General features: G+C 68.5%; 6 protein-coding genes and 3 pseudogenes. 4 read left to right on the top strand and 5 right to left on the bottom strand.

Features of this window, described 5'->3' with window-relative positions; all coding sequences use genetic code 11:
• Positions 1 to 598, top strand: a pseudogene (locus tag ABZS54_RS39185) (ATP/GTP-binding protein); the annotation flags it as partial.
• Entirely contained in the window at positions 595 to 1,689 is a 1,095-nt protein-coding gene (locus tag ABZS54_RS39180) for a TniQ family protein (protein ID WP_355547063.1), read from the top strand. The pseudogene ABZS54_RS39185 and the gene ABZS54_RS39180, both read left to right, overlap by 4 nt.
• 586 nt (positions 1,690 to 2,275) lie before the next feature.
• On the opposite strand, the gene ABZS54_RS39175 is transcribed toward ABZS54_RS39180, so the two are convergent.
• The 4 genes and pseudogenes from ABZS54_RS39175 to ABZS54_RS39160 all read right to left on the bottom strand — a co-directional run bounded on the left by ABZS54_RS39175 (position 2,276) and on the right by ABZS54_RS39160 (position 6,296).
• Entirely contained in the window at positions 2,276 to 2,920 is a 645-nt protein-coding gene (locus ABZS54_RS39175; RefSeq protein ID WP_355547061.1) for a hypothetical protein, read from the bottom strand.
• A 199-nt stretch (positions 2,921 to 3,119) separates the two neighbouring features.
• Positions 3,120 to 4,309, bottom strand: a pseudogene (locus ABZS54_RS39170) (hypothetical protein).
• A gap of 133 nt (positions 4,310 to 4,442) precedes the next feature.
• The gene (locus ABZS54_RS39165) at positions 4,443 to 4,961 is read right to left on the bottom strand and encodes a hypothetical protein (RefSeq protein WP_355547059.1); all 519 of its coding nucleotides are present in this window, start codon (positions 4,959 to 4,961) and stop codon (positions 4,443 to 4,445) included.
• A gap of 270 nt (positions 4,962 to 5,231) precedes the next feature.
• Positions 5,232 to 6,296 (bottom strand): hypothetical protein, encoded by a 1,065-nt coding sequence (locus ABZS54_RS39160; protein WP_355547057.1) that lies wholly within the window; start codon positions 6,294 to 6,296, stop codon positions 5,232 to 5,234.
• A 248-nt stretch (positions 6,297 to 6,544) separates the two neighbouring features.
• Here ABZS54_RS39160 and ABZS54_RS39155 point away from each other — a divergent pair, with 248 nt between their 5' ends.
• A complete protein-coding gene (locus ABZS54_RS39155; RefSeq protein WP_355547055.1) occupies positions 6,545 to 7,906 on the top strand; it encodes a hypothetical protein in 1,362 nt (453 codons plus the stop codon).
• 1,136 nt (positions 7,907 to 9,042) lie between these two features.
• On the opposite strand, the pseudogene ABZS54_RS39150 reads toward ABZS54_RS39155, so the two are convergent.
• Positions 9,043 to 10,312 (bottom strand): annotated as a pseudogene (locus ABZS54_RS39150) (IS256 family transposase).
• 137 nt (positions 10,313 to 10,449) lie between these two features.
• Between ABZS54_RS39150 and ABZS54_RS39145 the strand changes: the two are divergent.
• On the top strand, positions 10,450 to 11,803 hold a 1,354-nt coding region (locus ABZS54_RS39145; RefSeq protein ID WP_355547053.1), incomplete at its 3' end, for an ISL3 family transposase.

Raw genomic sequence — 11,803 nt, 5'->3', positions numbered from 1 at the left:
CACCGACCGGATGACCCAGGCGCAGATCACCAACGCCGTCTGCCACGTGTATGGCGAGGCGGGGGTGCGACCGGTGATGATCGACGAGATCCACCGGCGGGGCCCACGCACCACCGCCGGCGCGGAGACCGCCGACCTGTTGAAGGACCTGACCGAGCGCATCGGCGCGACGTTCGTGTACACGGGCATCGACGTGACCGCCACACCGTTGTTCGGTGGGGTACGCGGAGCGCAACTCGCCGGACGGGCCTCACTCGTCGAGTGCGGCGCGTTCCCCGCGCGTGTGGGTGGGGCGGAGCCGTTCCTGGACCTGGTCACCGCGATGGAGAACGCTTTGGACCTGCGCGCCCATCGGGCGGGGACGCTGCCCCGGCTGGCGTCGTATCTCCACGCCCGCACCGCCGGACGCATCGGCAGCCTGGCCCGGCTGATCCGCCAGGCCGCGATCGGCGCGATCCTCGACGGCACCGAACGCATCACCAAGGCCTCTTTGGACACCGTGCGGCTCGACCATCTCGCCGAGGAGCACCACCGGCCCCGCAACCCCGCCCGGGCGCGCACAACGCCCGCCCGCGCGACGGCGCGAAGCGTCCCGTGAACGCGAACGGGAAAGCACGCGGGAGCGGGAAGGCGCGCGGCGGGAGGAGACACGAAGGCGACGGGAGCGGCGGGGAGCACCTCGGCCCGGGCCCGACGTGGCGATACCCGCAGCTCCCGCCCTCGGGCGCCCTGCGGATCGCGCCCGTGGCGTTCGAGTCGACGGCCTCGTACCTGAACCGCCTCGCGGACGCCTATCGCGTGGAGGTGCCCCGGTTGCTGGACGGCATCGGCATCGAACTCCACGGCCCGGGAGGGCGAACGGGAACGGGACCGACGGCGCCCCGTACGGAGATCCACCTCGACACCGAGGCGCGAGGGCGCCTGGTGGTGTTCACCCGGATCCCCCACGACCACCTGGCACATGCTCTGCCGCGTCTGATCACCGCATCTCCCGGCCCGTCCCGGCCGCCCCGCAGGACGGAGGCCACCGGCACCGACGACAAGGACACGGCACGGAGGCAGACGGCCGGCGCGCGGGTACGCGTCCTGGACACCGACGAGCGACCCGTCCGGGCCTGCCCGGTGTGTGTACGATGCCGAACCCGCGGAGCGGACGACGTGGCGTGGACGTATCCGCCCGCGGACCGCATGTGGTGCCCCCGCCACCGGTATTGGGCGAGCGAGCCCCGGTTGCCGGGTCCCCTCGACACGGGTGCGCTACCCGAGATCGGCCTCGCGTATCGGTCCCACCGGCGCCTGGCACGACACTGCGAGGGCACGGCCGCGCATACCTGGGCCGCAGCGATCACCACCCGCTGGTACGACCGCGGGCACCACCTGGCACGGCGCTGGCAGCAGCGGCTGGGCTGGCTCACCGCGGGAAACCCCGCCCTGACCGCGTCCGACGGCGGCGTCTCGGCCGTTCTCCTGGCCCGCACCGTCGTGACCTATCCCGAAACCGTCGCCCTCGCCCGCGCGTTGACCACACTCCCCCACCGTGTTCCGCGGGACACACCCCACGAGGCGCGTTACGCACGGCGGCACACACGGGCCCTGGAACACATCGCCGGCCACCTCGAACTCCCCCGTCTGGTGGTCCCGCCCGACGATCTCCTGTGGGCGCGGCTCCACCACCACGGCTCGGCCTGACCGGTAACGACCCGCCCCCGGAGAGAGCCGACACCCGCCTCGGGCCACCCACACCGACACCCCGAAACCCCCGCAAAAACCCGCGGCTACCTTACGACGCATCAATACATCACCGAGAAAACCCGGATCGTTCCCACGAAACTACGAAACCCCAGGCCACCACCACCGGACCCGCCCCGCGAAACCCCCGCCACCACAACCCGAAACCACCAACCCACCCGCTGGATTCTCAACCAACACACGAAACCCCAGACCCGCCATCAACCCACCCCACCACTGCAATGCTCCGCCACACGACAGCACGCCGGTTCAACTCGCCACACGCGGTCGGGGATACGGCCCGACCCCCACGACCGCGCGACAGCCTGGCACAGCAGAGAACCCGCAGGAGTCGAAGACGGTTCACCTCCGCGGAACGGGCACGACATCGCGTTCTCTACCGCTCGCCGCCCGTACACCGCACCGCCGGGCCGGCCCTACTCGCGGCTGCCGAACCGGGTGGAACCACCGCACGTCGCGGAAACCGACGGTCCGGCCCAGGCGCAGCGCAAGGCGCACCCACGCGCAAGGTCGGCCGTGGATTCGGTTACGTGGACGACTCCCACGTCTTCGTGAAGATCCGTTCCAGGGTCCGATACATGGGCGAGGACACGGGGTACTTCACGACCGCGCAGTGTCGGCCGTGCTCATACGCCGAGTAGGGCGTGAAGTAGGCCGCCCGTTCGGTCAGACACACCCGTCCGATATGCGGGGCGTCGAACCTTCTGAGTTCGATCGTGCCCGCACTCGTGTACGGGGCCACGAACGCGACGTTGGTCTCGATCCGGGTGTGCAACAAGCCCGAGCCGTGACTGCGATCGAACGCCGCAAGTTCCGCCTCGCGGTCGGTCGTCCAACGGGCGTCCCGGCCGGTTCCGGTGCACGGCAGCAGGAGCCGAACCCGACGCCCCGTCGTACCCGCGGCCGCCAGGAGAGGAGCGAAAGTATCCCGCTGCAGCTCGTTTCCCCGACCGGTCAACAGGCCCACGCGACGAGCGCGCGCCAACTCCCTGCGGAAATCCTCGTCCGCCTCGACTTTCGTCGGCCACGTCTGACCGAAATCACCACGCGTCAATCGCGATACCGCCCGGATCGACAACCAACGAAAACGTCCCGACCACAACACCGCGAGTGTGACGGTCAGCCCCGTGGCCGCGAGTGAGGACAACACCCCCATCACGAACTCGTTCACCACCCACCCCCTCGCACGTCATACCCCACCGCCTGCCCCGACCAAGCCCAGGAAAGGCGAGCAACACATGCGATTCGCAACGTAGACACCAACCGAACGGATGCGCGACTCCATAGGCGACCGGGAACGATTCGTGGCGACCGCGTCGCCGGCCACAGGCCGGCTCGCGTCACAAGTGAAGGGACGGCGCAGCGGGGCGCTACGGGGCGCGGGCATCGCCGTGCCGCCGGTCGAGGTGGTCGGGGAACTCGGGTACGTCGTGCGGGGTGCGTCGTTTTTTCAGGATGCGGTTGGTGAGTTCGACGGTGGCGAGGTACCACCGGAAGATCCAGTCGAGGAAGGCGTCGTCGTAGTCGGCGCGTTGGTCGGCGCGGCCGTGGCGCAGGTCGTATCGGTTGGCGATTTCGAAGAGGGATCCGTCGTCGGGTTTCCCGGCTTCGGTCTTGATGAGGTCGCGGCGTTGTTCGAGGATGCGGGCGAGGGCGACGATGGCCGAGCGTTTGTGGTCGCGGGTGGCTCCGCGTGCGCGGAACAGGGCGATGGCGTGCTCGGTGCTCGTAGGTGTTCGAGGGTCGGGTGTGTTCAGGACCCGGTGGACGAGGTCGCCGCGGGCGTTGTCGGTGAGTGCGACCAGTCGGCCGAGGTCCTCGCCCTCGTCGGCGAGTCGGTAGTCGATGCCGGCGTCGTGGAGGAGGTTGTTGATCCTCCATCGGTACAGGGCGCGGCCGGGGGCGGCGTCGAACTCTTTGTAGTGCCAGCCGCAGCCGGAGTAGGAGTGCATGTCGCGGTTGCGGGGGCGCGAGAGCAGGTCGTGGAAGACCTCGATCAGGCCGAAGAGGACGTCGTCGTCCCACGCGTCGGGGTCCAGGGGCCACAGGTTCGCGTATCCGAGGCGGCGGCCGGGATCCGGGAGCGGTCCGGGAGCGGATCGGGGTCGTCGACGCAGTCCCGGTCGAAGACCTCGGCCAGGTAACCGTTGGTGTCGAGTTCTTCGACGAGGCGGGCGAAGTCGCGGCGTTCGCCGCCCTTGTGGCGTGTGTGGTCGGACGGGGCGCTGTGGCGTTGGGGCCAGTACGGGCGCGGTCGGTGGGCGTGGCGCAGTTCGGCTGCGCGATCGATGAGTTCGCGCAGCCAGGTGCGTTGGGTGTACGCGGGAGGGGCCTGTCCCGCGGGCGGTTTCGGGGACCAGGGGTCGTCGTCGGCCCAGATGGTGGAGGATTCGCCGATCTCGTCGAAGTCGCCCACCGCCGTGGTGCCGGCGAACGCCTCGCCCAGCAGCAGTCGTGCGCGTTCGACCCATTGGCGGTGGTCGGAACGCGAGACGCGCTCGGCCTCGGCCGTGAACAAAGGGGTGGGCCACACGAGTTCGTACACGCTCACATCCAGCACGGAACCATCCTGGCCGAGTGCGCACGGGATCGTCCCCGAATCAGCGCGGCTGTCTTCTCGCTGGTGGGAGGACGGTGCGCCGGCAAGTGACGACGACTCGGCAGGACATGTGTTCGATGATTGTCGGGTGGTTTCAGAGGGTCATGTGGCGGTGGTAGTCCTCGACTTGCTTGGTGAGGGTGTCTTGGGGGATGCCGGTCCATTCGCTGATCCGGCTGTAGGGCACGCCGCCTCTGCGGGCGGCGAGCGCGAGTTCGTTCATGGCCTGGGTGATCAGCGCGATGGCGGTGGCGGTGGAGACGAGACCGAGCTCGGCGGCGACCTCGGCGGGTCGGTCGGCCTCGATCTTCAATCCCGTGAGCTGACGGGCCGCGCCGATGATCAGGTCGCTGACGAACGCGGGGGTGTCGACGGCGACGCTTTGTGCCCAGGTCGGCTGCGTGGGGTCTTCCGATGGGTCCTGTGGGTTGGGCAAGGGCGTTCCGGACGTCGGTCGCGGATGGACTCGCGAACGTGAGGGGTGATGGGTGACGTACTCCCACACCCATCGGTAGGAGACCGGGGGCAGGTTGTGGTGGTGGTTGAAGTCGTCGTAGAGGTCGAGGACCGAACGGCTTCCGCGGTCCGGGAGTTCGGCGTCCTCGGCGAGCAACGTGTCCAGGGTGTCGCGGTAGCGGCGCAGGTCGTCGGGATCCGGCGGCCGGGGAGTGGTGGGGGATCCAGGACAGGGCGTCCTTGACCGTCTCGGGGGAAACGTCGTATCGGTCGGCGAGGACGTAGGGGTCTCGGTCGCCTGCCCGGTGGTCGCGGCGGAGGGCGTCGAAGAGGTCGGTGTCGGGAACAGCCATGGTGGGCACCTTCGGTAACGGTTCATGTGCGTCGGCGTCGCACCGGCGCGTGATCGACGGGGCGCGGTCGTCGATCACCGCCGACTACGGGTGTCGTCGACGGGAGTGGCGGCTCGGTCTCGCCCGGTCCGAAGGCGAAGGCGGCACAGTGCGATGGACTCGGCGATCGCGGCCCGCTCCGAGGGGAGGAGGTGGAAGAGGGATGCGTCGTCGGAGTGCCCTTCGAGGCGGTTGTAGACGCGTGCCGCGGACAGCAAGGGTCGGGCCCACTCCGATACGGGGTAGGCGCGGCAGCGGCGATGGGCGCGTTCGTGCACGACGACGGTGCTCGCGCACCGGGAAACGTCGTTGCCGGAGACCCTCCTCAGTTCGTCCAGGTCGTTGCCCATCGTCGCCATGAGGGCTATGGCGGCCGCGTGATGGGGGTGGGCCACGCGGCCTTGTACGCGGTGGATGGCGACGTACTCGTCGCTGGTGGGTCGCCGGCCGGGCCTTGGCGGCACGTGGGCTTGAGGGTCGGCCGGACAGGGACGGCGGGGCCCGCGCGGCACCGGCGCCGGGGTGCCCTTGGACGGTGGGGGTAGGGCGAGCCACGGCTCGGTCTCTCGTGGGACGAGCACGCACGAGGGTCCCGGCCGGGCTCCGCGTGTTGCGGGGGAACGGGTCGCGCGCAGATGGGCCTGCGCGGAGCCGACGTCGTGAACGACGCGGTGGGTGATGTCCCGCAGCGTCGTGGGGACATGCCCAGGCGAGGGTCCGTGCAGGAGCAGGGTCGGGCGGGTGCCGGTGTCCCGTTGCAGAGCGAGCAGGTTTCGCCAGTTTCGGACGGTGACGTGGTGGGCGCGGGTGACGATGACGTGATCGATGGCCATTGCGGTGATCCAGGCGCCGGCGGCGTTCCAGGCGCGTTTGGTGTGGTCGGCCCAGACGCGGGCTTCGTCCGCCGTGGGGAAAAGGGGTTTGCCCAGGGCCCGAAGCAGGTCGTGGGCGAGCGCGGCCGGTGCCGGTGTGGTCGGAGTCGGATGGACGGTGACCGTGCCGAGGGCGGGTGCGTGGGAGGAGAACGCGGCCGTCATATGGACGTGGTCGTCGTCGGGATCGAGTATCAGCGTCAGTCGCGTCGACGGGGGCGGCGTCACGGGCGGGTCTGGGGGTCGATGCGCGAGACCGTCGGCCCCTGACCATCGCTCTCAGGACCAGCCATGCCGACACGGTACGCACGGCCCGCCACCTGCCGGGAGCACGATCGGCACATCGGCACCGCCGCCACGCGGGGCGAGAGAACGCCGGGCCGACGCGGCGATGATCCATCGATTATTCACTTTTAATCAACGGCCGTCCGGCAGGGTCCACGGCGAACAGTCGTCGAGCTCCGAATGGAGTATTCATGCGTCGTGCACTCAGGATGATGATCAATGCCTGCGTGGCTACCTCCCTGGTCGTTCTGGCCGGGGCCACCGAGTCACAGGCGGCCGACCGGCCCGGAGGTTCGGTCGACGTGCCGGACAGCCCGATCACCCTCGCGCTCCGCGCGGACGCCGTGGCCGCCTACCAGGCCATCGAAGCACTGTCCGCCGCCGAGCGGACCGGCTACTCGTCACTCATGGTCGACCCCGAGGCCCGGGATGTGAAGATCTATTGGAAGGGCCAGCGGCCGGACCGGCTGGCCCGGGACCTGCAGCGGCGAGGGCTCGGCAACCGCGTGTTGATCAAGCAGGCTCCCTTCAACCGGACCGAACTCCTGGCCGCCGTGAAGCAGGCGATCCGCCCGGGCGAGGCCACCCTGTTCGTCGGCGGACGCCGGATCGCGGAGACCAGCCGGGTCGTCGCGGCCAATCCGGACAACGACGGAGCCGGCATCTCCGTCACCGTGGACGAGGCGGCCCTGCCGGAGACCGAACGGCGGATCACGGCGGCCTCGGTCGACGGCACCGTACGGCTGGGCGCCACCGAGATTCCGGCGACCATCACCGCCGGGCCGGTGCCCGTCACGGCGGACCTGCGCGGTGACACCCCGCGACGCGGCGGGGCCTTCATCCGGGTCCCGGGAACGACATCGACGACCAACGCGGCGACCTGCACCGCCGGATTCGTCGTCATCAACTCGGCCGGCGCGCGGCGAATGATGACCGCTGCCCACTGCGCCCGGAAGGGCCAGCAGGTCTCGTACTCCGGCGGATCCCGGTTCGGCCAGGTCGAGACGTCGAACTCCGGTACAGACGTGGCCATGTACGACAACAGCGCCACCACCAACGCGTTCCAGGGTGTGGTCGCCACCGGTGGGGCTTACAACAACACCAACGGCCAAACCCTATACACCGACGATGTGGCGACGGGACCGGGAATCAAGGGCGCGGACACGGTCATCCCCAACACCCTCGGCTGGGTGTCCGGCGCGCTGAGCGGTGAACAGGGCTACGGCACGATCAACAGTGTCGACGTCTGCATCAACTACAGCGGCTGGCAGGAGGTCTGCGGCCTGTACCGGCTGCGGCAGGACGCGAAGCTCGGCCCGCTCGCCGGCGAGGGCGACAGCGGTGGCCCGGTGTTCTGGCGGGTCGGTGGCGGTACCAGCTCCGGCAAGGTCTGGGCCCAGGGCGTCGTCTCCGGCATCGAGGGCGGCACGACCGGCGAGTGCCCGAACAACGGATGGCGGGGCACCCGGAAGTGCAGCGCCTTCATCTATGTCGCCCCGATGGGCAAGGCGATGGACACACTCGGTGCCCGGGGCCTCGTGATCACGGGCTGATCGGCGTCCCGGGGCGCGGGTCGCCCCGGGAACCGCAGCTCAGTGAAGGTCCTCCGAGCACGACGGCTGCGCACTGCCGGCCTTCTCTCCCTCATCGGGACGCGGGCCCCGACCGGCCTCTCCGCACTCTTTTTCCAGGAATCATGGAAAACATTCTCACTGCCGAGTCGGCAGCAACCGGGCTGCGCCAGACCAATACAGCCTGCCGAGTCATGACGACTGCCGCACTCATCCAGAATATTGAAAGAAAGAGATCCACACATCCTCATCACTTGAAAAGACGATCATATCCGCCCTTGATCCATCCATTCACTTTACCCGTTGTCACCAGCCCGGCGGCAGCGCCCCCGACCCCACCTACGAACCCACCCACGAAGGCACCGGGAGGACCTGCTACAGCCCCTCCGACCCATGCTCCACCTACGCCGCCAGCCTTCGCGGCCCCGAGTATGACAGCTGTGTCAGCCACAGTTTCTACTGTAGCCAGAGGTACACTGTCCGTCGATTGGTAATTGGAAATCGCCGTAAATCCGACGCCCACAACCAAGGTAATTCTCGATATCGCCCCTACAACCGGACTCCGCCCGATCGTAGATACGGTTCGGACGTACGGATCATTTCTGAGCATACCGAGGTACCGCGCTGCATCTGATTTCTCCGCCGCAGATGCCCTAGGGTCACCGAGCGTGCGAGCAGCGTTTGATGACGCATCCCCCACCGTTTCATACCCCGAATTCCAGGCCGACACCGCAGAGACCAGTACGGAACCCGTTGTGCACATTCCATTCGGCAATACTTGCGGCAGCCCACAGTCTGGAGTGAATCCAAAATATGTGTCCCCCTTCGGAGCTGCAGGTGCTACTGGCGCATTCTTAACGAAGCGCGGCGTCGCACCTGGGCAAGTATCCACGAGATTCCTACATCCACCGGGTCGGCCTGTGCTGCTTCCCGATTTCTTGTTTCCCCGGCCGGTATCAATCGGGGGGCTGGACTTGCAGTAATTGACGCAGCCTGCCGTGCCCCCCGGGGCCGTGGGCGAGGTAGTGGTCTGGTCCGTGCCGGAGCCGCCGCAGACCATGACGTTGCCACAGTAAAGGGTCTGTAAATCGAACGGTGTAACGGGGTTGGGGTAGTGGTCAGTTGCGTCCGGCGGACAGTCGTCCGTCGAAGGCGACGTCAAAGGCATTGAGAGCGGCTTTCCAGCGCATGGTCCAGCGTTTACGACCCTTGCCGGTGGGGTCGAGGGACATGATCGCCATGTATACGCACTTGAGCGCGGCCTGCTCGTTCGGGAAGTGCCCGCGGGCCTTGACCGCCCGCCGGATCCGCGCGTTCACCGACTCGATCGCGTTGGTCGAGCAGATCACCGTACGGATCTCCGTGTCGAAGCTCAAGAACGGCGCGAACTCGGCCCAGGCGTTCTCCCACAACCGCACGATCGCCGGATACTTTTTCCCCAGGCGTCGGTGAACTCCACGAATCGCTCCGGCACGGCCTCCTCGGTCGGAGCCTGATAGACCGGCTTGAGTGCTTTCGCGATCTTGTCCCAGTCCTGTCGGCCGAAATAGCGGAAGCTGTTCCGCAGCAGATGCACCACACACGTCTGCACGACGGCCCGAGGCCAGACCGTCTCGATGCTGTCGGGCAGACCCCTGAGCCCGTCGCAAACCGGCATCAGCACGTCCTCGACGCCGCGGTTCCCGATCTCGGTCAGCACATGGAACCAGAACCTGGCCCCTTCCGCGCCGTCACCGGCCCACAGGCCGAGGATGTCGCGGTGACCTCGGCCGTGACCGCCAACGCGACGTAGATCGGCCGGTTGGCGACCTTGCCGTCGCGCACCTTCACGTTGATGCGGTCCACGAACACGACCGGGTAGACGCGGTCGAGCGGCCTGTTCTGCCACTCGGCCATCCCGTCGAGGACCTTGTCGGTGATCGTGGAGATCGTCTGCCGCGACACGTCGGCCCCGTAGACCTCGGCGAGGTGGGCCCGGATCTCACCGGTGGTCAGGCCCTTCGCGGACAGCGAGATCACCATCTCGTCCACCCCCGACAGACGCCGCTGCCGCTTGCGGACGATCCGCGGCTCGAACGAGCCTTCCCGGTCCCGCGGCACCGATATCTCCACCGGGCCCACGTCCGTCAGCACGGTCTTCGCGCGGGTGCCGTTGCGCGAGTTCCCGCTGTTGTCCCCGGCCGGATCGTGCTTGTCATAGCCGAGGTGGTCGGTGATCTCGAGGGCGGACTCCAGGATCCGCTTCGTCAGCTGCTGCAGCAGCCCGCCCTCGCCCACCAGGTCCAGCCCCTGGGCAAGTGCCCGGCCGACCAACTCGTCGATCAACCGGCCGTCAACAGCTCCGTCGGCGACGCCTCCAACCAGGCTGTCCTGCACAGGCTCTGACATCACGTCAGTCATCTCTCGGTGTCACTTTCACGATCGAGTTCCACCGTTAGTTTGGCTCTGTTCCGTAGTCGGTGGTGACGCTGCGTCCTTGGTTGCGATCATGGATTGTGCATGATGCCAACTCTCTTGTGAACGTGGTGTTTTCGGGGCTGTCGGCGCTGGCCGTCGAGGATGTGGTGGATGGCGGCGAAGTTGTCCGGGTCACGGCCCGGACCCGGGATGTCCCGGTTCTGTGCTCGGTGTGCGGGGTGGCGACGGGGAAGGTGCACGGGTACCACTGGCGGACGGTGGCGGACGTGCCGGTGGACGGCCGCCGGGTGGTGGTCCGGGTCCGTGTGCGCCGGCTGGTCTGCCCGGTCCCGGGCTGTCCGCGGCAGACGTTCCGGGAACAGGTCCCCGGGCTGCTTGAGCGCCTACAGCGCCGCACGACGCGTCTGACCAGGCAGCTCTCGCAGGTGGTCAAGGAGTTATGCGGCCGGGCGGCCGCCCGCCTCGCCCGGTCCCTGGCCGTGCCGGTCGCCTACGCCAGCGCCCTGCGCCTGCTCAGGCGCATCCCCACGCCGACGCTGCGGATCCCACGGGTGATCGGGGTCGATGACTTCGCCCTCAAGCGTCGGCACCGCTACGCGACCGTGATCATCAACGCCGAGACCGGCGAACGCATCGACGTCCTGCCCGACCGCACCGCCCCCACGCCGACCGCCTGGCTGCGCGAACACCCCGGGGCCGAGTACGTCTGCCGCGACGGCTCCGCTACCTATGGCGAGGCGATCCGCCAGGCCTTGCCCGAAGCGGTGCAGGTCAGCGACAGGTGGCACCTCTGGTCCAACCTGTGCGGGAAGGTCCTGGCCGAGGTCCGCTCCCACGCTGCCTGCTGGGCGACCGCGGTGAACCCCGCCCGGCCCGGGGGCGTACGCGAACAGACCACCCGCGAGCGCTGGCACAAGGTCCACAACCTGCTCGGCCAGGGCGTCGGCCTGCTCGAATGCGCCCGCCGCCTCGATGTCGCTCTGAACACGGTCAAGCGGTACGCCCGTATGAAGGAGCCCACCGGCGACCGCCTCGCACCCCGCTACAAGCCCACACTCGTCGACCCCTACCGCGACTACCTGCGCCGGCGTCGGGCCGAGGACACCGCGGTTCCCGTCACCCACCTCCTGCGCGAGATCAAGGAACTGGGCTACACCGGCAGTGCGAATCTCCTGGTCCGCTACATCACCCAGGGCCGCGCCGAGGGCGAACGGCCGGTCACCACACCGCAGCGCTTCGCTCGCCTCCTCCTCACCCGCCCCGAGAACCTGCGGGACAAGGACACTGCTCTCCTGCGCGAACTCACCAGAGCCTGCCCCGAGATGACCGAACTCGCCCGCCGCACCGGCGAATTCGCAAAGCTGCCGACCCCAGCGGAAGGCAACGACACCAAGCTCACCGACTGGATCACGTCAGTTCGCGCCGCCCCCCTGCCTCACCTGCACTCCTTCGCCAACGGTC

It is taken from the genome of Embleya sp. NPDC005575, assembly GCF_040605455.1.
Lineage (GTDB): Bacteria > Actinomycetota > Actinomycetes > Streptomycetales > Streptomycetaceae > Embleya.
This window is presented reverse-complemented; position numbering and strand designations above follow the sequence as displayed.